A 22556-nucleotide genomic window follows, 5' to 3' on the forward strand; every position below is an offset into this window, starting at 1 on the left:
GATCAAGATGCCGCGGCGCCGCGGCGCTGCGGCCTGCGCCGTATCCTCATGGTCTGGTCCGTGAGCCACTACCATTGCGCAGTCGGCCACGGGCCGCGATCGAGCCAGCCAGGAAAGCGCAATGCAAGAGTCAGTCGAGAAGTCACCGCCGATGACGGCAACAGATCAGCCTTTGGCAAGAGAGCCTGGCGCAGACGGCCTGCCCGCAGGGCGGCGCGCGCGCGCGATGCTGGTGATTCTGCTGGGCCTGGCGGTGGTGGTGCTCGACAGCAGCCTGCTCAATCTGGCGCTGCCCGCGATCGCGCGCGCGTTCCAGGCCGATGCCTCGCACACCATCTGGGTGGTCAACGCCTACCAGATCGCCACGCTGGTGATGCTGCTGCCGCTGGCGGCGGTGGGCGAGCGCATAGGCTATCGCAGCGTGTATCTGTGGGGCATGGGGCTGTTCGCGCTGGCCTCGCTGGGCGCGATCTTCGCGCCGTCGCTGGGCGCGCTGATCGCGGCGCGTGCGCTGCAAGGCCTGGGCGCGGCCGGCGTGCTGAGCGTGAACGCCGCCCTGGTACGCTTCATTTTTCCGCGCGCCCAGTTGGGCCGCGGCCTGGCGCTCAACTCGGCGGTGGTGGCCAGCGCTTCGGTGGCCGGGCCGACGGTGGCCGCGGCCATTCTGTCCGCAGGCTCGTGGCCCTGGCTGCTCGCACCCAATGTACCGCTGGGCCTGCTGACGCTGTGGCTGGGGCGCAAGTCCTTGCCCGAAACGCCGCGCCTGGTCGCCGAGCCCGGCGTGAAGGCTTTTTCCACGCTGGACCTGGTGCTCAACATGGCGATGTTCGCGCTGGTGTTCCTCGGCGCCGACGCGCTGGGCGTGGCGCGCAAGGACCAGACCGGCTCCATGCTGATGGGCGCGCTCATGCTGGGCGCGGGCCTGCTGATCGGCGCCTGGCATCTGGTGCGCCAGAGCCGCAAGCCGCGGCCGCTGTTTCCTGTCGACCTGTTGCGCATTCCGGTGTTCGCGCTGTCGATGGCGTCGTCGGTGAACGCCTTTTGCGCCCAGACGCTGGCCTTTCTGGCCCTGCCTTTCCTGCTGCTCGAAACCTACGGCCGCAGCGCGCTGCAGGCCGGGCTGCTGCTCACGGCCTGGCCGCTGGCCATCGTCACGGTGGCGCCGATGGCCGGCTGGATGATAGGCCGCTATCCAGACGGCCTGCTCGGCGGCCTGGGCATGGCGGTGTTCGCGGCCGGGCTGTGGCTGCTCGCGCTGCTGCCGGTGCAGCCATCCGATCTCGATGTCATCTGGCGCATGGCGCTGTGCGGCGCGGGCTTTGCGTTGTTCCAGTCGCCCAACAACCACACCATCGTGCGCTCGACGCCGGTGCTGCGCAGCGGCGCGGGCAGCGCGATGCTGGGCACGGCGCGGCTCACGGGCCAGACCATGGGCGCGGTCATTCTCGCCACGCTGTTCGCGCTGTGGCCCGGCCATGACGGCACGGCCGAAATGGTGGCGCTGGTCGGCGCGGGCGGCTTCGCGGCGGTGGCCGGCGTCTGCAGCAGCCTGCGCATTCGCCAGCCCCGGCCCTGATCCCCGGCCCGTGCCGCGGCTGCGACACGCTGGCGACATGGGGCGCGCCGGCGCCCGCGCACAATGCTCCAGCGGCCCTGCGGCCGGCCAATAACTACCATCACAGGAGACAGCGAGATGACGCGTAAAGTGCAACAACTGTTTGATCTCGGCGGCAAGACGGCGCTGGTGACCGGAGGCTCGCGGGGGCTGGGCCTGCAGATGGCGCAGGCGCTGGGCGAAGCCGGCGCGAAGATCGTGCTGAGCTCACGCAAGGCGGCCGACCTCGAGGAGGCCGTCGCCGTATTGCAGGCCGACGGCATCGATGCGCGCTGGATCGCGGCCGATTGCGCGCGCGAGGAAGACATCCTGCGCCTGGTCGACGAAACGCTGCAGCGCGTGGGCGATGTCGACATCCTGGTCAACAACGCCGGCGCGAGCTGGGGCGCGGCCGCCGAAGACCACCCGACCGCGGCCTGGGACAAGGTGATGAACCTGAACGTGCGCGGCTACTTCCTGCTGAGCCGCGAGATCGCCAAGCGCAGCATGATTGCGCGCCGCACGGGGCGCATCATCAACATCGCGTCGATCGCGGGCCTGGCCGGCAATCCCATCGAGATGAAGACCATTGCCTACAACACGTCCAAGGGCGCGGTGATCAACTTCACGCGTGCGCTGGCCGCGGAGTGGGGCGTGCACGGCATCAATGTGAACGCGATCTGCCCGGGCTTCTTCAAGACCAAGATGGCCACGGTGCTGATCGAGACGCTGGGCGAGGAAAAGATGGCCAGCCACGCGCCGCTGCGCCGCCTGGGCGACGACGAAGACCTCAAGGGCATCACGCTGCTCTATGCCTCGGACGCGGGCAAGCACATCACCGGCCAGTGGATGGCGGTCGACGGCGGCGTGAGCGTGGTCACTGGCGGATAGCGCCCGGTCGGGGCCTGTTTCGCCCTGACAATAGCGCTGCCGCGGCGCGCTCAGCGTCCGGCCCCTGGCGGGCGGGTGCTGCCCCGAATCAAGAAAGGCCGATCCGGTGTTGAGTTTTGAAGCAGATATTCCTTTTGTGAGCGAGTTGGGTTTTACGCTGCACAAGCGCGCCGACGGCGAGTCCGAGCTGCATTACACGCCGCGTTCAGAGCACCTGAACTCGTTTGGCGTGACCCACGGCGGCGCGTTGATGGCGCTGCTCGACGTCACGATGGCCCAGGCCGCCTGCAGCGTGGTGCCGAACACCGGCGGCGTGACGATAGAAATGAAGACCTCGTTCATGCTGCCCGCGCGCGGCGCGCTGGTGGCCAAGGGACAGCTGCTGCACAAGACGCATGGCGGCATGGCCTATGTCGAAGGCGCGGTCTATGACGCCCAGGGCCTGATGTGCTGCAAGGCCTCGGGCACGTTCAAGCTCAAGCACCGCGATCCGGTCAAGCCGGGCTGAGTCGGTCGCGGCCTGCGCATGTCGCCTGTCTCACCCGGCTTTCGATGGCATTGCAATGATCACAAGGAGAAATCACATGACCCAGAATCAGCAAATTCTTCTCGATAACCGCCCCCAGGGCGAAGCCGTGGAAAGCAACTTCCGGCTGGTGCAGACCGACGTGCCGGCGCTGCAGGACGGCGAGGTGCTGGTGCGCCACCATTACCTGAGCCTGGACCCGTACATGCGCGGGCGCATGAACGACAGCAAGAGCTATGCGGCCAGCCAGCCGCTGGGCGAAGTGATGATTGGCGGCACCGTGGGCGAGGTGGTCGAGAGCCGCAATCCCAAGTTTGCCGTCGGCGATCAGGTCGTGGGCATGGGCGGCTGGCAACAATACAGCGTGGTCGACGGCAATGCGCCCGGCCTGCTGCGCAAGGTCGACACCACCCATGTGCCGCTGTCGCATTACCTGGGCGCGGTCGGCATGCCCGGCGTGACGGCTTACTACGGCCTGGTGAAGATCATTGCGCCCAAGGCCGGCGAGACAGTGGTGGTGAGCGCGGCCACGGGCGCGGTGGGCAGTGCCTTCGCGGCGCTGGCCAAGGCGCGCGGCTGCCGCGTGGTGGGCATCGCGGGCGGGCCCGACAAGTGCCGCTATGCGACCGAGGAACTCGGCTTCGATGTCTGCATCGACTACCGCGAGAACGCCGACGTCAAGGCGATGGCGCGCGCGCTCAAGGAAGCCTGTCCCGACGGCATCGACGGCTACTTCGAGAACGTGGGCGGCTACATTCTCGACGCCGTGCTGCTGCGCACCAATGCGTTCGCGCGCGTCGCGGTCTGCGGCATGATCGCGGGCTATGACGGCGCGCCGCTGCCGCTGCAGAACCCGGCGCTGATCCTGATCAACCGCCTGAAGATCGAAGGCTTCATCGTCAGCGAGCACATGGAAGTCTGGCCCGACGCGCTCAAGGAACTGGGCACGCTGGTGGGCACCGGCAAGCTGCGCCCGCGCGAAACCGTGGCCCAGGGCCTGGCGGCCGCGCCCGCGGCATTTCTGGGTCTGCTCAAGGGCAAGAACTTCGGCAAGCAGCTGGTGAAGCTCGTCTGAAAGGCCGCCATGATTGAAGATTTTCAAGGCAAGACCGCGGTGCTGACCGGCGCCGGGTCGGGCTTCGGCCTCGAATGCGCGCGCATCGGCGCGCGCCTGGGAATGAACCTGGTGCTGGTCGACGTGCAAAAGGAAGCGCTCGAAGCCGCGGCCGAGGAACTGCGCGCCGCCGGTGCGCAGGTGCTGACCCAGCGCGTCGACGTTTCCAACCGCATGCAGATGGAGGTGCTGGCGCGCAGCGTGCAGGAGCACTTTGGCGCGCCGCACCTGGTGTTCAACAACGCGGGCGTGGGCGCGGGCGGCCTGGTCTGGGAAAATTCTGTCGCTGACTGGGAGTGGGTGCTGGGCGTCAATGTCTGGGGCGTGATCCATGGCGTGCGCCTGTTCACGCCCATGATGCTCGCGGCCGCGCAGGACGATCCTGCCTACCGCGGCCATATCGTCAACACGGCCAGCATGGCCGGCCTGCTCACGCCGCCCAACATGGGCATCTACAACGTGAGCAAGCATGCCGTGGTGAGCCTGACCGAGACGCTGTACCAGGACCTGTCGCTGGTCACCGACCAGATCGGTGCGAGCCTGCTGTGCCCGTACTTCGTCGCCACGGGCATCAGCCAGAGCGAGCGCAACCGGCCCGAAGGCAAGGCCAACACTGTGCAGACCGCGAGCCAGAAGATAGGCCAGGCGATGACCGACAAGGCCGTGTCGTCGGGCAAGGTCTCGGCCGCCGAAGTCGCGCAGAAAGTGTTCGACGCCGTGGCCGCCAATCAGTTCTACATCTACAGCCATCCCCAGGCGCTGGGCGCGGTGCAGGCACGCATGGAAGATGTGGTGCAGGGGCGCAACCCCTCCGATCCGTTTGCGCACAAGCCCGAACTGGGCGCAAGCCTGCGCGCGGCCTTGCGGGCCGAGCCCGGCTGAACTTTCGAGCTGCAACAACACCAAAGGCCGTCTCCACGGCCTTTTTTCATGGGTTTTTCATTCCTGGCATTTTTTGCGCATATGGGCAAAAAAAGGCGGAAAAAAATGTGGCGACCGCGCCCAAACCATAGGAATGCCCATGTAACAAGGCGCTACATGGTGGCATGATTCTCAGGCTTGCCATGGACCGTTTCGCGGCTGTGCGGTGCCCATCGCCCGCGCGCTCGGCGTGCGCGCGGCGGGCTTTACAAAAGATAAATATTAGGCTTGCACAATGGTGCTCGCCTTCCACCCCTCGAGTTCCAATCCATGACGTCTGCACTGTCCCCATCCCTGCGCGAGCGCCTGCAATCCTATTGGTCATCTCATAGGCCCGGCAGCGGCAAGCACGGCACGGATTGGCGCATGGCGGTGGTGGCTGCGGCGGTGGTGGTCGTCGCGGCGGGCTGCTCGCCCAAGGCCAAGGAAGCTCCGGCCGCCAAGGTGCCGACCAAGGTGGGCGTGGTCACGCTCAAGGCCCAGAGCCAGCAGCTCGATGCCAGTCTGCCGGGCCGCACGCGCGCTTCGCTGACGGCCGAAGTCCGGCCGCAGGTGTCGGGCATCGTGCAAAAGCGCTTGTTCACCGAAGGCGCGAGCGTCAAGGCCGGCCAGCCGCTCTACCAGATCGACTCCGCTTCGCTGCGCGCGACCCAGGCCAGCGCCGAAGCGGCCCTCGCCAAGGTGCGCGCGAGCCAGCGCACGCTGCAGGCGACGGCGGCGCGCAATGCCGAACTCGTGAAGATCGACGCGATCAGCCGCCAGGCCAACGAGGAAAGCCAGGCTGCGGTGGCGCAGTCGGCCGCCGATGTGGCCGCGGCCCAGGCCGCGCTGGAGAACGCGCGCATCAACCTGCGCTACAGCAGCATCCAGGCGCCGATCAGCGGCCAGACCAGTCTGTCGACGGTCACTCCGGGCGCGCTGGTCACGGCCAACCAGGTCGATGCGCTGACGACCATCGTTCAGCTCGACCCGATGTATGTGGATTTCACGCAGTCGAGCACCGAACTGCTGCAGCTCAAGCGCGATATCCAGGACGGCCGCTTTCAGAAGCTCGAGCGCGATGCGCTCGCGGTCCAGCTCAGGCTCGAAGACGGGCGTCTTTACGGACAGACCGGCAAACTCCAGTTCGCGGGCGTGATCGTGAACCCCAGCACCGGCGTGGTGACGCTGCGCGCGGTGGTGCCCAACCCCGAAGGCGTGCTGCTGCCGGGCATGTATGTGCAGGCGCTGCTGCCCACGGGCGTGGCGCCCGAGGCCTTGCTCGTTCCCCAGCAGGCCGTGACGCGCGACATCGCGGGCAAGGCCAGCGTGCTGGTCGTCGACGCCGAAACCAAGGTGCAGCGCCGGCCGATTGAAATCGACCGCGCCATCGGCAGCCGCTGGATGGTCACATCGGGCCTGACGGCGGGCGAGAAAATCATCGTCGACGGCTTTCAGCGCATCAAGGTCGGTGACGCGGTGGATCCCCAGGAAGTCGACCTGAGCGCCAAGGCCAAGGTCGCCGCTGACCGGGCGGCGCAGGCCAACGGCAAGCCCGCCGCCGATGCAGCGCCGGCCAGCGGCGCGCCGGCAAGCGCCGCGCCGGCTTCCGCCCCAGCGGCCAAGCCCTGAGAGAGCCGCACACCATGGCACAGTTCTTCATCGACCGGCCCATTTTTGCCTGGGTCATCTCCATCGTCATCATGCTTGCGGGCGCGCTGTCGATCTCCACGCTGCCGCTGGAGCAGTATCCCGACATCGCGCCGCCGCGCGTGACCATCACCGCCACCTATACCGGCGCATCGGCCGAAACCGTCGAGAACTCGGTCACGCAGCTGATCGAACAGCAGCTCAAGGGCATCGACAACCTGCTGTACATGGACTCGGTCAGCGACCAGTCGGGCCGTTCGCGCACCACGCTCACTTTCAGCCCCGGCACCAACATCGACGTGGCGCAGGTGCAGGTGCAGAACAAGCTGCAGTCGGCGATGAACCGTCTGCCCGAGGCCGTCAAGAGCCGCGGCGTGTTCGTCAACAAGGGCGGCAACGACTATCTGACGACCTATAGCTTCACTTCGCCCGACCCGAACGTGAGCCAGGTCGACATCGGCGACTACCTGACAAGCAACGTGGTCGATGTGATCGGCCGCGTCGACGGCGTGGGCGATATCCAGATCTTCGGCACCGGCTATGCGATGCGCATCTGGATGGACCCGGCCAAGCTGCAGAAGTTTGCGCTCATGCCTTCGGACGTGATCGCCGCGCTCAACAACCAGAACGCCCAGGTCTCGGCAGGCCAGCTCGGTGCGCTGCCGGCCGTCAATGACCAGCAGCTCAATGCGACCATCACCGCGCGCACCAAGCTCAAGACCGTGCAGGAATTCGAGTCCATCCTGCTGAAGTCGTCGGCCGACGGCGCCATTGTGCTGCTCAAGGACGTGGCGCGCGTGGAACTCGGCGCCGACAACCTGAGCATCACGTCGCGCCTGAACGGCCGTCCCGGCGCGGGCATGGGCATCGTGCTGGCCGACGGCGCGAACGCCACGGCCGTGTCCGAGGCCGTGAACGCCAAGCTCGCCGAAATGCAGCCGTTCTTCCCCAACGACCTCAAGCCGTTCATCAGCTCCGACTCGACGCCGTTCGTGCGCGCCTCGATCGAGGAAGTGGTCAAGGCCTTGTTCGAGGCCATGCTGCTGGTGGTCGTGGTGATGTTCCTGTTCCTGCAGAACCTGCGTGCCACGCTGATCCCGGCGATCGCCGTGCCCGTGGTGCTGCTGGGCACGTTCGGCGTGCTGTCGGTCGCGGGCTTCTCGATCAACACGTTGACGATGTTCGGCCTGGTGCTGGCGATCGGCCTGCTGGTCGATGACGCCATCGTGGTCGTCGAAAACGTGGAGCGCGTGATGAGCGAGGAGGGCCTGTCGCCCAAGGAGGCGACGCGCAAGTCGATGGCCGAAATCACGCCGGCGCTGGTCGGCATCACGCTGACGCTGTCGGCGGTGTTCATTCCCATGGCCTTCTTCGGCGGCTCCACGGGCGTGATCTATCGCCAGTTCTCGATCACCATCGTTTCGGCCATGGTGCTGTCGGTGTTCGTCGCGCTGACGCTCACGCCCGCGCTGTGCGCGACGCTGCTCAAACCGGTGGAAAAAGGCCATGGCCACCATGACGGCCCGCCGCGCCCCGGCCTGCGCGGCGGCATGGACCGGTTCTTCCGCGCTTTCAACAAAGGCTTCGACTACAGCTCCCACAAGGCGCAAAGCACGGTGGGCGGATTGCTGCAGCGCAGCAAGCGCATGGCGCTGGTGTTTCTGCTGATCTGCGCGGGCACGGCCTTCCTGTTCACCAAGCTGCCGACCTCGTTCCTGCCGGTCGAGGACCAGGGCTACATGCAGGTGCAGATCACGCTGCCTTCGGGCAGCACCAACGCGCGCCTGCAGGCGGTGATCGCCGAAGTGCAGCAGTATTTCGCCGAGCAGCCCGATATCGTGAGCTTCAACTCCATTACCGGTCTGGGCGGCGACCAGGCGTCGGCGCGCGGCTTCGTGCGGCTCAAGAGCTGGGCCGAGCGCCCGGGCAAGGACCAGTCCGCGGATGCGATCGCCCGCAAGGCCACCAGGGACCTGCGCCGCCTGCGCGATGCGCGCATCTTCGTGATGCTGCCGCCCGCGGTGCGCGGCCTGGGCGCGAACGCCGGCTTCAACTTCCAGCTCAAGGACCTGAACGGCATGGGCCATGAGGCGCTCGTCGCCGCGCGCGACAAGCTGCTGGCGCTGGCTCCAGGCGAATCCACGATTCAGAACCTGCGCACCAACAATCTGGACGACACCTCGCAATTGGGCGTGACCATAGACGACCGCAAGGCCGCGGCGCTGGGCGTGAGCACGGCCAACATCAACAGCGTGCTGTCCAGCGCCATGGGCGGAACCTACGTCAACGACTTCCTGAACAACGGCCGCGTCAAGCGCGTCTATGTGCAGGGCGACGCGCCTTACCGCATGCTGCCCCAGGACATAGGCCAGTGGACCGTGCGCAACGACAAGGGCGAGATGGTGCCGTTCTCGGCGTTCTCTTCGACCAGCTGGACCTACGGCTCGCCGCAGCTGATGCGCTACAACGGCAGCCCCAGCTTCGAATTCGTCGGCGACGCCGCGCCAGGCGTGAGCTCGGGCGCGGCGATGGACGCGATCGAACGCATGATGGAACAGATGCCCGTGGGCATTGGCTACGAATGGACCGGCGCTTCGTACCAGGAGCGGCTGTCGGGCGCGCAGGCACCGCTGCTGTACGCCATCTCCGTGCTGTTCGTGTTCCTGTGCCTGGCCGCGCTTTATGAAAGCTGGACCGTGCCGCTGGCCGTGATCCTGGCCGTGCCGCTGGGCGTGGTCGGCGCGCTGATCTTCACGGGTCTGCGCGGCATGAACAACGACGTGTACTTCCAGGTGGGGCTGTTGACCACCGTGGGGCTGGCGTCAAAGAACGCGATTTTGATCGTCGAGTTCGCGACCCAGCTGCAGGAGCAGGGCCGAAGTCTGCGCGACGCCACGGTCGAGGCCGTGCGTCTGCGGCTGCGCCCCATTCTGATGACGTCGCTGGCCTTCGGCTTCGGCGTGCTGCCGCTGGCCATAGGCACGGGCGCGGGCGCTGGCGGCCGTCAGGCCATAGGCACGGCCGTGCTCGGCGGCACGGTGTTTTCGACGGTGCTCGGCATTTTCTTCGTGCCGGTGTTTTTCCTGCTGGTGCGCAGCTGGTTTGCCTCGCGTCCCAAGAGCGCGGCGCCGGCGGCGAGTACCGATGACAGCAACGCAAAGGGCGTGGCATGACCATTCAAAACAAGAGCGCCTACCGACTGCACGGCCTGGTCTTTGCCGTGGCCCTGGCGGCCGCGGCAATGACCGGCTGCATGAACCTCGCGCCGAAATACACCACGCCCACGGGCATGGTGCCCGCCGAAGTCGGCACGGCCGCGGCGCCGGTAAATGCCACGGCCGCAAGCCTGGACGCCGCCCAGGCCCTGGCCTGGGTGCAGTCGCCGGGTCTGCGCGAAGCGCTGGCACTGGCGCTGGCCAACAACCGCGACCTGCGCGTGGCGCTGGCCAATATCGACAAGGCGCGCGCGCAGTACGGCATCGCCGAGGCCGATCTGCTGCCCACGCTCAACGCCAACGGCCAGGGCAGCCGCAGCCGCACGGCGGCCGATCTGGCGAGCACCGGCCGCTCGGCCGTGGTCAGCCAGTACACGGCGCAGCTGGGCATGACCAGCTACGAGCTCGATCTGTGGGGCCGGGTGCGCAACCTCAACGAAGCCGCGCTGCAGGCTTTTCTGCAGTCGGGCGAAAACCAGCGCAATGTGCAATTGACACTGCTCGCCGACGTCGCCAATGCCTGGCTCACGCTGGCCGCCGATCAGGCGCGGCTCACGCTCGCCGAGCAGACGCTGGCCGCGCGCCGCCAGTCGTTCAAGCTGACCGAGCGCATGTATGAGTTGGGCTCGACTTCGGGTCTGGTGCTTGAACAGAACCGCACCACGGTCGACGCCGCGCGCGCCGACGTGGCCAGCTTTGCGAGCCAGGTGGTGCGCGATCGCAATCTGTTGCAGCTGCTGACCGGCGGCCCGCTGCCCGAAACGGCCATGCCGGCGCCGCTTCAGCTGTCGGCCGCCACGTCCGCGGCGGCGCTGCTGCCTTTGCCCGTGCCCTTGCCGTCCAGCGTGCTGCTGGCGCGCCCCGACGTGCGCTCTGCCGAATACCAGTTGCGCGCGATGAACGCCAATATCGGCGCCGCGCGCGCCGCGCTGTTCCCGACCATCAGCCTCACGGCCGCGGTGGGCACGGGCAGCGACGAGCTCTCGGGTCTGTTCGGCAGCGGCAACAGCACCTGGAGCTTTGTGCCGCTGGTGCGTCTGCCTATCTTCGACGGCGGGCGCAACCGCGCGAACATCGCCGTGGCGCAGGCCAATGAACAGGTGGCGCTGGCGCAATACGAAAAAGCCGTGCAGACCGCGTTCCGCGAAACCGCCGATGCGCTCGCCGACCGCGCGCAGTGGAGCGAACGGCTGTCCGCCCAGACCTCGCTCGTGGCTTCGACGCAAAAGGCCTTCGATCTGTCGGAAGCACGCTTCAAGTCGGGCGTCGACAACTATCTGGCGGTGCTTGACGCGCAGCGCAGCCTCTACGCCGCGCAGCAGACGCTGATCACGCTGCAGCTGCAGGAGCAGCTCAACCGCGTGACGCTGGTCAAGGTGCTGGGTGGCGAGCCCGTGCCCGTGGTGGCCGCGGCCGCGGCCGCCGCGCCCATCAGCCGCTGAGGCGTGCGGCGCGCCGCTGCCGGTCGTCGGCGGCGGCCTGCAGCACCGCTTCGGCCAGCAGCGCAATCGAGCGCGGCGCGCAGCCTTCGGCGTCGTTGCTCACGGTGACATAGGCGCGCTGGCCCCGGCCCGTGATGCCCGCGATGGTGCGCGCCAGCAGCGCGCGCGTGTGCGGATCGGGCGAGCGAATTTCGCTGAACGGTGCGTGCGCTTTCTGCGCATCTTCATAGCCATAGGCGCCAAAACGCCGGTTCAGATTCCAGCGGCAGACCAGGGGCCCCGGCCACAGCGTGCGCAGCAAATCCAACTGGATTTCGATGGGCGGCATCTTGCCGTGCAACCCCAGGCAGAACGTGGTGCCGGTCGCGCGCAGCACGTCGGCGAAAGCCGGCACCAGCAGTTCGGGGTCGCGCACTTCGACGGCGACGATCACTTCGGGGTGCTGCGTGAGTTGTGATTGCACGCTGGCCAGCAATGCCTGCAGGCGCGCGAACAGCTCCGTCGGCCGCGTCATCCAGTCCCATGACAGGGGGCTGAGCTGGAACACCAGCACGCCCAGCTGGGCGCCCAGGCCTTCGAGCGTGGGTTGCACGAAGGCCGTCGCGGCCAGCGTGGGGTCCAGAAACGCGGGGTTGGCTTCGCGCCCGCGGCCGTCTTCGGCGCGCACCAGCGCGTCGGTGATCACGGACGGGCATTTGACGACAAAGCGGAAATCCGCGGGCGCCTGGCCCGCATAGGTGGCGTACTGGCTCACCGTGAGCGGGCGCCAGAAACTGCGGTCCACGCAGATCGTGCGCAGCAAAGGGTGCTGGGCATAGGCCGTGAGGCCCTTCTTGGCGAGCACGCTGGCGTCATAGGCGCCGTCCCAGACCAGGCCTTCCCAGCCGGGGTAGGACCAGGTGGACGCGCCCATGTGCAGCAGCGGGGGCAGGGCGCCGGCCATCTCGTCCATGACTGCCGGCCTGGGGGCGGGCTGAACGCCCGTGTTGCGCGCAGCGCGCGGCGCAGTGCCAGGCTTTTCAGGGCCATCGTCTTCAGGCGGCAGCGCTTCTTCAAATAGATCGTTTTGCATGGAATTGGAACGGTTTGTAAAACGATGTCACAAAAACCATGGCATGTTGTGCTGTGGGGTTGAGCTGCGGCCGCCGTTGCGGGAACTCCTGACATTCATTTCAAAAGTCGAAAAATATGAGTATCTCATCATTGCAACAGACGTTGACCGCCATTGGCTCCAACCAGGTGTCCGGCGAAAGCCTGTTGAAGCCCTTGGGGAAAACCTTGGGAAAGATACTCAACGTCATCTCGCTGGGGATCTATGGTGCCTACAAGCAAAGCGCTGCATCAGACATGAAAAATGATCTTCTTGACCTGGGCAAGGCAATTATCAAATGGGATCCCGATTTTCCGGAAATTCCGGTTCAATTGATGCTCAACGGCCAGAAATATGAAATATCCGACGTGCCTCATGGAGGCGTGCGCTTGCATGAGTGCTCTGGAGGGGAAAGCACGGAGATTGATGGCGTCAGTCTTTCTTCGCTTAGGGATATGATTTTTTCCGAGCTGATGAATCATCCTGATTTTTCGGACGCGATGGAAAGAAGAATATTTGAAGATTCCACGGTGCATGTGGATTTAAAAGGAATGAAGCAGGAGCGAGCCAACGCATGCGGGGAAGCCTGCAGGAATATGATTCTGGCCTACCATGGCATCGATTATGATCCTGCCACCAACTCGCGTGCAATTTTCGAAGGAAATACCAAGGACGAGTTGCTCGACCAGTTTCTGGACAATGGATTGATCGCCAGGCCTTTATTTGCGGGAGGAGTGAAGGCCTACACTTGCGAGCAAATTCAGGAAAGTTTACAGAAAGGGCCTTTGCTCTGCGAGTTGGAAGGGCACTACATCGTCGTGCATGGCGTCAACGCGCTGTTCGGTCGCATCGATGTGTATTGTCCATTGCTTGGTAATCGATCTACCAGTCTGGAGGAGTTCAATGCGCATCTGGATTGGGATCAAGAATCCCACCAATCGCCATTGATGCAGTTTGAAAAAAAGAATATTTCGACCGAAGAGTCTTTGAGCGGATTCGGGCAAAGCAAGGATGCGGATTTCTCGCCCGGAATCATCGATAGATTGGGCGTTTTAGCTCTCACGAGCATCATTTCTATTGGAAACAGCTGGCTCAAGGCTCCGGAAGATTTTTCCAGCATGAAATGATCAGAATGAGGTCTTGAGAAAAATCGCTCAGGTCCATGGGGAATTCCTGCGGCGGTTGGCGTAGCAACCTTGGGCAGCCGCACGGGCATCAGGCATTCATCCGGCGCAGGCGCATTCCAGGGCAATCGAAGCCGCTGGCTTGCGCTGGCTATGGTCTGGCGGGAGCTTGTGGCCTGACAGGGTAGTCCGGCACATGCTTTTGTCCGCTCAGACGTTTTTCGAAGTCGGCCACTTTCTTCTCCTGTTCTTCTACCTTGGCCTTCAATTCGGCTTCCTTGGGGTAACCCACTTTCAGCGCGGCAATCGAATCAGTATCGCTGATGTCTCTTGTGGATTTATTGAAGTTGATGCGGTTTTGTTCATGAATGAAATTCAATCCGTCTTTCAGCCTCGCAAGCTCGAATTGCATGGTTTTGAGTTCATGCCAGCTTCCCGGGGGGCGGGGGGTAACGCTTGCGTCTCTGGCTTTTAATGGCTTATCGCTTTTGAGGAAGTCAGCTGCATTTTTGATGGCATTGGAAAAAACACCTCGCTTCAGTAAATGACTGATGGCGGATTGAAGCGCTGCTTTCAGTAGTTCTCCCATGTTTTTTGGCGGGAAAGGAAAAACCAACGCCGTCGACCTGCCCTTGAACAAATTATTTGCATTGATCCTTTCTTTGCCGTTGTTTTTCGCGGACTCTTCACTTTTTTCGCTGCCGAACAGCGCCTTTGACATGCTTAAATTGGGAGTAAGCGATGTGGAGATACGTGAAATGTCGCTCATGGCATATCCATTCATGCAAGGGTGGTATGGTCGAAGCTTGGAGGGGTAGCCATTGGCTGGGCCGAGCCCGGCACTGCATTGAATAGTTCGGTGCAGGCTTCGGCAGAATCCACAAAGCCTTTCACAACGGCTTCCCAATCGGATAGCTCCATGTTCGCTGTATCCACCAGCTGGGTCATGGCAACCAGTCCGGTGCCGGCTTCGAGGCCGATGGTTCCTCCAGACGTCTTGTGGAAGAAATAATTGGCTTCAAGCAATCGCTTGTAGACTTCGGCCCCCGCGTCCTCCGGCACGACCCCCAGGCTACTATAGATAAGCACAGCGGATCCTTCTCCCACAGCTTCGATATTCAAATATATATCGTCGAAAGTCAGGCAACAATAGTCGTTCTCGTCCAGTGCGAGAGATTCCAGTCCGAGGTAATTTCCAAAATCAGTCAATAGGCGATTGATATCTTTGTGCATTGGAATTCCTCTCTGAAAGTGTGTGCCCGGCAGAGGCCGGAAGATGAATAGGCCCTTTTGCTGTGTAACCCGCAGATATCAAAAGTTCCGGTTGCCACAGGGCGGCGGCCGCTGCGCAATATGGACAACAGGGCTGCGAAAAGTCTCGCCAGCCTTGCGGGTGATCAATGACGCAAACACGCGGAAAAAGGTGTGTGCGCTGCTGGTTCATCGCTCTCATGTGAGTCTTCCCGCCTATGGCACACTGGCAGGCTTACCTTGATCCATCGCCGTGGGGCGAGTACCGCATGCAAAAAATCATCGGGCAAATTGCCGCAGAAATCAAAGTCAGCCAGCAACAGGTCACCGCGGCCGTCGAATTGCTGGACTCCGGAGCCACCGTGCCCTTCATCGCCCGCTACCGCAAGGAGGTCACGGGCGGACTCGACGACGTGCAGTTGCGCGAACTCGAAGCCCGGCTGTCCTATCTGCGCGAACTCGAAGACCGGCGCGTGTCGGTGCTCAAGAACATCGACGAGCAGGGCAAGCTCACCGATGCGCTGCGCCTGGCCATCGCCGCCGCGCCGACCAAGCAGGAACTCGAAGACATCTATCTGCCGTTCAAGCAGAAGCGCCGCACCAAGGGCCAGATCGCCAAGGAGTTCGGCATAGAACCCCTGGCCGACAAGCTGTTTGCCGACCCCACGCTGGACCCGCACGCCGAAGCCCAGGCCTATTGCCGCCCCGCGACGCTGCTCGACGACGGCAAGCCCGGCCCCGATTTCTCCCACACGCTGGCCGTGCTCGACGGCGTGCGCGACATTCTTTCCGAACGCTGGGCCGAAGATGCGGTGCTGGTGCAGTCGCTGCGCGAATGGCTCTGGGACGAAGGCCTGCTGCGCAGCAAGAAGGTCGACGCGAAGAACGAGAACGACCCCGAAGTCGCGAAGTTTCGCGACTATTTTGAGTACGACGAACCCATAGGCCGCGTGCCTTCGCACCGCGCGCTGGCGGTGTTCCGCGGCCGGGCGCTCGAAATCCTCGAAGCCAAGCTGGTGCTGCCGGTCGAGCCCGAGCCCGGCCAACCGAGTCTGGCCGAAGGCCGCATTGCGCTGCACCTGGGCTGGAGCCATGCCAAGCGCGCGGCCGACGACCTGCTGCGCAAGTGCGTGGCCTGGACCTGGCGCGTGAAGCTGAGCCTGTCGACCGAGCGCGACCTGTTCTCGCGCCTGCGCGAAGACGCCGAGAAAGTCGCGATCAAGGTGTTCGGCGACAACCTGCGCGATCTGCTGCTGGCCGCGCCCGCGGGCGCGCGCACCGTCATGGGCCTCGATCCCGGCATTCGCACCGGCGTCAAGGTGGCTGTGGTCGATGCCAACGGCAAGCTGGTCGATACCGCCACCGTGTTTCCGCACGAGCCGCGCAAGGATTGGGACGGCGCGCTGCACACGCTGGCCAAGCTCGGCGAAAAGCATGGCGTGAACCTGATCGCCATCGGCAACGGTACGGCCAGCCGTGAAACCGACAAGCTCGCGGGCGAACTGATCAAGCTGCTGGCCCAGGCCGAGCGCAGCATCCAGAAAGTCGTGGTCAGCGAGGCCGGCGCGTCCGTGTATTCGGCCAGCGAATTCGCGTCGCAGGAAATGCCCGATGTCGACGTGAGCCTGCGTGGCGCGGCCAGCATTGCGCGGCGCCTGCAGGACCCGCTGGCCGAACTCGTGAAGATCGACCCCAAGAGCATAGGCGTGGGCCAGTACCAGCACGACGTGAACCAGAGCGAACTCGCGCGCACGCTCGACACCGTGGTCGAAGACTGCGTGAACTCCGTGGGCGTAGACCTGAACACCGCGAGCGCGCCGCTGTTGGCGCGCGTCTCGGGCCTGTCGGGCAGCGTCGCCAAGTCGGTGGTGCGCTGGCGCGATGCCAACGGCAGCTTCAAGAGCCGCAAGCAGCTGATGGAAGTCAGCGGCCTGGGCGCCAAGACCTTCGAGCAGAGCGCGGGCTTTCTGCGCATCCGCGGCGGCGACAACCCGCTCGACATGACCGGCGTGCACCCCGAAACCTATCCCGTGGTCGAAAGCATCATCGCCACCACCGGCAAGCCCGTGGCCGAACTGATGGGCCGCGCCGACATGCTCAAGACGCTCAAGCCCGAGCTGTTCGCGAATGCGCAGTTCGGCGTGATCACCGTGCGCGACATCCTGGGCGAACTTGAAAAGCCGGGGCGCGATCCGCGGCCCGACTTCGTCGTCGCGCGCTTCAACGACGGCGTCGACGACATCAAGGACCTCAAGGAAGGCATGACGCTTGAAGGCACCGTGAGCAACGTCGCCCAGTTCGGCGCCTTCGTCGATCTGGGCGTGCACCAGGACGGTCTGGTGCATGTGAGCCAGATGAGCCACAAGTACATCACCGACGCGCGCGAAGTCGTCAAGACCGGCCAGATCGTCAAAGTCAAGGTGCTGGAAGTCGACGTGGCGCGCAAGCGCATCAGCCTCACCATGAAGCTCGACGCCGCGCCCGCGCGCCGCGACGGCCCGCGCGACAACCGCTTCGAAGGCGCGGGCCGCGGCTATGCGCCTGCGCCGCGGCGCAACGAGCCGGTCGCGCAGAACGCCATGGCTTCGGCGTTCGCCAAGCTCCAGCCTGGGCGCAAGTAGTCTTCAACCGCTGGGCATCGCGCGCGCCGTGCGATGCGCCAGTACGGGCCGCCTCATTGCGCAATTTGCTGCAATTGCTGCTGCCAGAACGAACCCAGAAGATCGAACAGCGGGGTGGGTTGGCGCAGCATTTGCGGTGTATTGACGCCCGAGGCCATGGTGACGCCGGGGTGGCTGAGATCGGCATTGGCCAGTTGCTGCATCCAGGCGACGTTCAGGCTGCCATCGGGCATGGGCCGGGAAAAGATCAGCTCCACCATCTTGTGCGCCTCGGGGCTGCCGCGTTGTTCGGCGAGCCGGTAAAAGCGCACGGCCTCCGCAAAGTTCGCCGGCACGCCCTGGCCCCGGTGGTACATGCGCGCCATGCTGAGCGCCGCCTGAGCGGTGCCGCTCGCGGCGGGCATCACCGGCGCCGACATGGAAGGTGAATGCGCCTTCAACTCCTTCAGGTTATGGGCGGCAAAAGGGGAGCGCGAGGCCACGCGGCGAAAGTAGGCGTCTGCCTGAGGCTGTTGCCGGTTGCTGAAGGCGATGATGCCCAGTTCGATGTTGGCGGGAATGTCCCCGGCCGCAGCGGCACGCTCGAGCAACTGGGATTCAGGTATGGGCGTGGCGGCGTTGCCTGTCTGGCCTGGCGTGGCGATCTGCAGCGGTTGGCGTTGCGCGGCTTGCAGCCAGGCCAGGTAATCCGCGCGCCCGGGATGCGCCGCGCGCAGGCGCTGAATGGCGCGTGTGGCGGTGGCGGGATCGCGCGGGCCGGCGCAGCCATCGATCGCACACCAGGCCAGACCGGCGAAAGCCCAGGGTTCGCGGCCTTGCCGGGCGGAGCGTTCAAACCACTGCAGGGCCAGCGGCCGGTCTATGCGCACGCCGGCGCCATGCAGGTGTATCAGTCCCAGCTGCCATGCGGCCTGCGCGGCCACCGCCGTGGAGCCGTAGCCGCTGGCGGGCGCCGCGGCGCGCTGCAGCTGCTGCAATTCGCGGTCCAGCGCCTTGTCACGGGAGTCGCGTGGCAGCAGCGGGCCCGCGGCCACCGGCGCGGCGTTCATGGCCGGCCTTTGCACCACCGGAGGGGCCTCGATGGGATGCACCTCGGCATCCAAGGGTGCAATGCTTGAAGCATTGACCCGCGCACGCTCCATGCGCTGCGGTACGGGGGCAGCCATCTCCAGCTGGGCCACCTGGGTGACGCGGGCACGCGCCGCCACGGGCACGGTGGTGATCAGCATGCCCAGGCCTAGGGCTTCGATCACCACGGGCCAGCGGCTCCTGTGCAGGGCTTGGCGCATCACTTGGCCTCGTTTTCGGCGGGGCCAGCGGCCTTGCGGCCGACCACGTTCCAGCGTATCACCTGTGCCACCGAGCCTTGCGGGCCCATTGCATCCAGGAAGCGCTGGCGCAAGCCCGGCGCGCCTTGCAAGTCCTTGACGGCAGTCAATGCCGGACCCTGCAGTTCGGGCGGCAGCTTGGGCATGGCATCCTCATTCGTGGCAATGCACAGCGCGCTCTCCGTGCCTGGCTTGCCCGCATCCAGGATGAAGCCTGGATTGGCGCCCATCCAGTCGGGAATGCGTATGGCCTGATCGGCCGCCACCAGCGTGTTGGTCTGCAACGCATTGGGCAGCAGGCGCGTCGCCGTTCCCGCCGCATCGACGTAATAGCAGTAGAGATGCGATGCCCTGGAGACGGTGGCGGAAAGGAAGATCTGGTCGCCTTCGCTGAACGCCGGGCGCAGGCCCGCGGGTTGTGGGTTCTCCAGTTGCATGTTGATGAACCACGGAGCGACAGCGGCGGTGGCGGGGACGGTCACGCGGCTGGTCGATGGCCCGCTGTTGTCCCAGCCTATCCGGGTAAGCGCCCCGTTGTCATCCAGGGCCACGAAGTTGCGCAGCGCGAATTCATAGGTGGAAAAGTCGATGATGCCGGTCACGATCAAGCCGGTGTCGGCCTGGAAGCGCGCAGTGGCCTGGCGCATGACGGGGTGGTTGGCGCCCAGGTCGCTTTGATCGCTGGACAGATACCCGCGGCTGATGAGCGAGGAGCGTACCAGCCGCAGCTGGCCTGAAGTGCCGCTTTCGTTGTACCAGTCGCGCATCTGGCGCTGAAAATTGGGGTTGGTCTGGTTCAGCATCAGGCATTGCCAGTAAGGAACGCGTGCCCACTTGCCCACCAGCTCGATCATGGCCAGATCGACCAGGGTGCGCAGTGCGCCACCCGTGCCCATGGCGTAGTCGCGCCCGACATTGAAGCGCACGCCGTAGGTGCCGATGCGGCCGGCCAGATCGAGGCCTTGTCCGGCGCCGCCTATGACCACCTCATTGGCGGAGTCGAGGCCGGGAATGATGGTGCGCGTGCGGAAGTCGCCCAGATGCACTTCCAGGGCCACGACGGTGGCGGAGTTGCTGGCGCTGTAGCCCGCGTCCACGCGGTCGCTGGAGACGCCGGCGCTCTTGCGCTGGCTGGTGACGTTCTGGTCGACAAAGGCAATCGCGCCCGACACATAGAGTGCGGGGCGCTGCAGCTGCATCTGGTTGTTGTTGAGCAGGATCGTCGTCAGGTTCTGCACCGTGTCCTGGCGAGCGATGTCGACTTCATAGTCGACGTAGCGAAACGCATTGCTCAGATGGGACATCTGCGACAGCGACGTCACCACCATGTCCTTGACTGCCACAGGCACCTTGCCGGAGAAATCCGGAAACTGCTTGCTGCTGATCAGCGTGGTCGGCAACTCGGCCGCGCGCAGCATATGATCCATGCAATTGAGCGACTCCGAGAAGCTGGAAATGGAACGCACCGGCCGCACCACGGGCCGGTTCAGAACCGTGGCCTGCGAGTGCACTCCGATGTCGCGTCGCGCATCCAGCTGGCCGCAGCCGCTGGCCAGCATCATGGCGGCCAGCGCGGCGAAGTGCCATCGTTTGCCGGCCCTGCTCCCAGACACCGGCTTTGCAGCCAGCAACTCCCTCGCAGCGTATGTCGTGTGTTCCATGATGACCTCTTATTACTGACCTTGGTGCAACCATGTTTTCGGGATATTTGGCGATGCGCGGCGCTGCCTGCTTCAATTGCAGATATTGATGACGTCGCCGCGCAAGACCACCACTTGTTCGTTGTTCATTGTCTGTACGCCGCCCGGTGCCGACACGCTGCCTATCGATTGATAGCAAGTGGTTTGCGTGCCATTGGTCTGGACGGATTGCACGACATCCTTTTCCGTCTTGATCTGGCCGAGATTCGGCGAGTAGGCCTTTGCCGTGTAGCGGCTGACCTTGGCAGCGATGTCATCGGAGAGATCTTTGCGGTACTGCACATTGCCGGAGCGCACAGCCGGTGCGGTGGGCAGTTGCAGGTAGGTCACGCGGCCGGTGATCGTCACCGGGTCCTCACCAGGGGCCGCAGTCGCTGGTGCCATGGGCGCCAGGAGGCACAGCAAAGCCCCGAGGTGCAGAGAGCGAAGAAAGTAAGTCATGAGAAATTCTCCTGGCAGATACTTCAGCCAAGGCGCCGGATCGGCAAGCCGATCCGGTACGCCTCGACCGGCGCGTGCGACGCCGGTCGGTGCCGAGCCCAGTGGCTCAGCGCATTGCGAAGGGGCCGCAGGCCGGACCTACGCAAACAGCTGGAGGAGGGTCGCAGGAATCGTTGGAGGCAATGTTCTGGATTGCCACCGCATGCGTGCCCCGGGCCAGGTTGGCGACCTGAGCGCCATTGAGAATGCTGGTGCTCTGGTTGGAGTAGCCCGTGATGGCGACCTTGCCATAGTTGGACGACAGGTTCTGGATGGCTGCAGTGCTCTTGCCGTCCGCTTCGTTGCTGACCTTGGTGCCGTAGCCCGAGACACCGACGGACTGGACGCTGGTGCCGCTGATGCTGATGTCGCCCATGTTGCTGGCGGCGTTCTGATAGGCCAGTGCCGCATCCCGGCAGTTGGATCCGTAGCAGCCGCTGCCGCTGTCGGCTTCATTGGTCATGGAGCCGTTGGTGATGTAGACCGTCTGTGTGGAACTGCCGGTGAGCCAGTAGCTCTTGTCGACGGTCACGTCGCCGACGTTGGACGCCAGGTTTTGCACGGCGACATCCCCGGCAGACCGGGCGTCGTTGGTGACATTCGCCTGGGTCAGGACGGCGGTCTGTGACGAAGTTCCCTTGATCTCGACGCCGCCCTTGTTGGATGCGATGTTCTGGTTCGCATAAGCGTAGTCTTTGGCAGTGTTTGACACGTTGCCGCCATTGACCGACGCGACTTGGACGGAAGTTCCACTGATCTTGAGTGTGGGTGTGCTGACGGGCTGTGTCGCCATGGCAGCCGTGGCGATAGCGCTGAGGGCAAAGAAGGCAAGCGATTTCATGAGATTTCTCCTAGAAGAGCCAACAAATGCCGCGGTGAGATTGGTGTACTTCCATCTCCCCCCCCGGATCTAGACTTGGCCAGGGCTGCAAACCTTGGCTTTGTCGGGGTCCAGTTTCAGCGCTTGTTCGCAGCGCCTCAATCACCACAAATGCGACCGTTGAATAGCGGTTTTTACTATCCACCTTGGCCCACGAATAGCTAAATTCAGCACGGCTGTCGCATCGCTTGCTATGAAAATAAAAGTTACAACGAGCCCGGATTATTTGAAACAAATTGAATCTTTTGAAAATTACAGTGAATAGTTGAACCTTTGTCATTTCTGCGCCAGCTGCATGCCTCTGATGCGGCTGTCCTGGGTGATGCCTCTCGGAACGACTTGGCCTGAGCTTGCCAGGGCCGCGCAAGCCTGCGTGCGCAGGGCTTGGCGCCGCTGGCGAACGCATACGCTTGGTTACCAGATGCTGTAGCTCGATGTGCACCAGCGCGTGATCGGAATATGTCTCTGCATATGGACCTGGCCACCGCGCCAGATGCCTCTGGCGGCACGCTTCAATGCGGCGATGCGACGCGCCGTTCTTTCTGTGCAGTCTTGTTGCTCGGTCTGTCGCAAAGCTGTCTGGTTGGCCTGCGCGCATCCCGTGGTGGCGGAGCAGAATTGCGCACCATGGGGTAGCCTGCTGCAGACCGTTTCCCTGAGGTGACAGGAGGAGGTCTAAGGGTTCCTCCTGAATTGTTACTAAAAGTAACTATTGAAATTAAATCTGAATTCTGAAAAAAGATGTAGAGA

At 64.3% G+C, this 22556-nt stretch carries 17 protein-coding genes; 10 read left to right on the plus strand and 7 right to left on the minus strand.

The features are described from left to right. The first annotated feature begins 151 nt into the window (after positions 1-151). The 8 genes from KHY18_RS07775 (at position 152) to KHY18_RS07810 (ending at position 11332) form a co-directional block, all read left to right on the plus strand. On the plus strand, positions 152-1576 hold the full coding sequence (locus KHY18_RS07775) for an MFS transporter (protein WP_249728984.1): 1425 nt from the start codon (positions 152-154) through the stop codon (positions 1574-1576). 117 nt (positions 1577-1693) lie between these two features. Then, positions 1694-2485 (plus strand): SDR family oxidoreductase, encoded by a 792-nt coding sequence (locus tag KHY18_RS07780; protein WP_213297397.1) that lies wholly within the window; start codon positions 1694-1696, stop codon positions 2483-2485. 106 nt (positions 2486-2591) lie between these two features. Then, positions 2592-2993 (plus strand): PaaI family thioesterase, encoded by a 402-nt coding sequence (locus KHY18_RS07785; protein WP_213297404.1) that lies wholly within the window; start codon positions 2592-2594, stop codon positions 2991-2993. 76 nt (positions 2994-3069) lie between these two features. Then, positions 3070-4086: an NADP-dependent oxidoreductase gene (locus KHY18_RS07790; protein ID WP_213297407.1), complete on the plus strand. Its 1017-nt coding sequence runs from the start codon at positions 3070-3072 to the stop codon at positions 4084-4086. Between the two features lie 9 nt (positions 4087-4095). After that, on the plus strand, positions 4096-5007 hold the full coding sequence (locus KHY18_RS07795) for an SDR family oxidoreductase (RefSeq protein WP_213297415.1): 912 nt from the start codon (positions 4096-4098) through the stop codon (positions 5005-5007). A 309-nt stretch (positions 5008-5316) separates the two neighbouring features. Then, on the plus strand, positions 5317-6657 hold the full coding sequence (locus KHY18_RS07800; RefSeq protein ID WP_349630259.1) for an efflux RND transporter periplasmic adaptor subunit: 1341 nt from the start codon (positions 5317-5319) through the stop codon (positions 6655-6657). 14 nt (positions 6658-6671) lie between these two features. Continuing rightward, positions 6672-9848 carry an efflux RND transporter permease subunit gene (locus KHY18_RS07805; protein ID WP_213297418.1) on the plus strand — a complete coding sequence of 1059 codons (3177 nt, stop codon included), beginning with the start codon at positions 6672-6674 and terminating at the stop codon, positions 9846-9848. Next, positions 9845-11332 carry an efflux transporter outer membrane subunit gene (locus KHY18_RS07810; RefSeq protein ID WP_213297421.1) on the plus strand — a complete coding sequence of 496 codons (1488 nt, stop codon included), beginning with the start codon at positions 9845-9847 and terminating at the stop codon, positions 11330-11332. Before KHY18_RS07805 ends, KHY18_RS07810 begins: the two co-directional genes overlap by 4 nt. Here KHY18_RS07810 and KHY18_RS07815 read toward each other — a convergent pair. After that, on the minus strand, positions 11322-12404 hold the full coding sequence (locus KHY18_RS07815; protein WP_213297424.1) for a DUF72 domain-containing protein: 1083 nt from the start codon (positions 12402-12404) through the stop codon (positions 11322-11324). The two genes, KHY18_RS07810 and KHY18_RS07815, sit on opposite strands and share 11 nt — an antisense overlap. A gap of 131 nt (positions 12405-12535) precedes the next feature. Between KHY18_RS07815 and KHY18_RS07820 the strand changes: the two genes are divergently transcribed. Then, a complete protein-coding gene (locus KHY18_RS07820; RefSeq protein WP_213297428.1) occupies positions 12536-13549 on the plus strand; it encodes a papain-like cysteine protease family protein in 1014 nt (337 codons plus the stop codon). A gap of 148 nt (positions 13550-13697) precedes the next feature. Here KHY18_RS07820 and KHY18_RS07825 read toward each other — a convergent pair whose 3' ends face one another. After that, the gene (locus KHY18_RS07825) at positions 13698-14315 is read right to left on the minus strand and encodes a hypothetical protein (RefSeq protein WP_213297431.1); all 618 of its coding nucleotides are present in this window, start codon (positions 14313-14315) and stop codon (positions 13698-13700) included. A gap of 11 nt (positions 14316-14326) precedes the next feature. After that, complete coding sequence (locus KHY18_RS07830) at positions 14327-14779, minus strand: type III secretion system chaperone (protein WP_213297439.1); 453 nt, start codon at positions 14777-14779, stop codon at positions 14327-14329. A gap of 287 nt (positions 14780-15066) precedes the next feature. Here KHY18_RS07830 and KHY18_RS07835 point away from each other — a divergent pair, with 287 nt between their 5' ends. Then, positions 15067-17418 carry a Tex family protein gene (locus tag KHY18_RS07835; RefSeq protein ID WP_213297441.1) on the plus strand — a complete coding sequence of 784 codons (2352 nt, stop codon included), beginning with the start codon at positions 15067-15069 and terminating at the stop codon, positions 17416-17418. 53 nt (positions 17419-17471) lie between these two features. On the opposite strand, the gene KHY18_RS07840 is transcribed toward KHY18_RS07835, so the two are convergent. From KHY18_RS07840 to KHY18_RS07855, 4 genes are all read right to left on the minus strand, one after another. Further along, positions 17472-18707 carry a tetratricopeptide repeat protein gene (locus KHY18_RS07840; RefSeq protein WP_213297449.1) on the minus strand — a complete coding sequence of 412 codons (1236 nt, stop codon included), beginning with the start codon at positions 18705-18707 and terminating at the stop codon, positions 17472-17474. Further along, positions 18707-20308 (minus strand): DUF4384 domain-containing protein, encoded by a 1602-nt coding sequence (locus KHY18_RS07845; RefSeq protein ID WP_213297463.1) that lies wholly within the window; start codon positions 20306-20308, stop codon positions 18707-18709. Before KHY18_RS07845 ends, KHY18_RS07840 begins: the two co-directional genes overlap by 1 nt. A 171-nt stretch (positions 20309-20479) precedes the next feature. Further along, the gene (locus tag KHY18_RS07850; RefSeq protein WP_213297472.1) at positions 20480-20887 is read right to left on the minus strand and encodes a hypothetical protein; all 408 of its coding nucleotides are present in this window, start codon (positions 20885-20887) and stop codon (positions 20480-20482) included. 106 nt (positions 20888-20993) lie between these two features. Then, positions 20994-21767, minus strand: coding sequence for a hypothetical protein (locus KHY18_RS07855; protein ID WP_213297485.1), 774 nt, complete (start codon positions 21765-21767; stop codon positions 20994-20996). Positions 21768-22556: the final 789 nt, after the last annotated feature.

The organism is Acidovorax sp. CCYZU-2555 (genome assembly GCF_018413525.1).
In the GTDB taxonomy this organism is placed as follows: Bacteria; Pseudomonadota; Gammaproteobacteria; order Burkholderiales; family Burkholderiaceae_C; genus Comamonas.

Coding starts and splice junctions, on each gene's coding strand:
- KHY18_RS07795 (WP_213297415.1), top strand. CDS start 4,096: ATGATTGAAGATTTTCAAGGCAAGACCGCGGTGCTGACCGGCGCCGGG.
- KHY18_RS07850 (WP_213297472.1), bottom strand. CDS start 20,887: ATGACTTACTTTCTTCGCTCTCTGCACCTCGGGGCTTTGCTGTGCCTC.
- KHY18_RS07845 (WP_213297463.1), bottom strand. CDS start 20,308: ATGATGCTGGCCAGCGGCTGCGGCCAGCTGGATGCGCGACGCGACATC.
- KHY18_RS07805 (WP_213297418.1), top strand. CDS start 6,672: ATGGCACAGTTCTTCATCGACCGGCCCATTTTTGCCTGGGTCATCTCC.
- KHY18_RS07790 (WP_213297407.1), top strand. CDS start 3,070: ATGACCCAGAATCAGCAAATTCTTCTCGATAACCGCCCCCAGGGCGAA.
- KHY18_RS07830 (WP_213297439.1), bottom strand. CDS start 14,779: ATGCACAAAGATATCAATCGCCTATTGACTGATTTTGGAAATTACCTC.
- KHY18_RS07825 (WP_213297431.1), bottom strand. CDS start 14,315: ATGAGCGACATTTCACGTATCTCCACATCGCTTACTCCCAATTTAAGC.
- KHY18_RS07855 (WP_213297485.1), bottom strand. CDS start 21,767: ATGAAATCGCTTGCCTTCTTTGCCCTCAGCGCTATCGCCACGGCTGCC.
- KHY18_RS07800 (WP_349630259.1), top strand. CDS start 5,317: ATGACGTCTGCACTGTCCCCATCCCTGCGCGAGCGCCTGCAATCCTAT.
- KHY18_RS07815 (WP_213297424.1), bottom strand. CDS start 12,404: ATGCAAAACGATCTATTTGAAGAAGCGCTGCCGCCTGAAGACGATGGC.
- KHY18_RS07780 (WP_213297397.1), top strand. CDS start 1,694: ATGACGCGTAAAGTGCAACAACTGTTTGATCTCGGCGGCAAGACGGCG.
- KHY18_RS07840 (WP_213297449.1), bottom strand. CDS start 18,707: ATGCGCCAAGCCCTGCACAGGAGCCGCTGGCCCGTGGTGATCGAAGCC.
- KHY18_RS07810 (WP_213297421.1), top strand. CDS start 9,845: ATGACCATTCAAAACAAGAGCGCCTACCGACTGCACGGCCTGGTCTTT.
- KHY18_RS07835 (WP_213297441.1), top strand. CDS start 15,067: ATGCAAAAAATCATCGGGCAAATTGCCGCAGAAATCAAAGTCAGCCAG.
- KHY18_RS07775 (WP_249728984.1), top strand. CDS start 152: ATGACGGCAACAGATCAGCCTTTGGCAAGAGAGCCTGGCGCAGACGGC.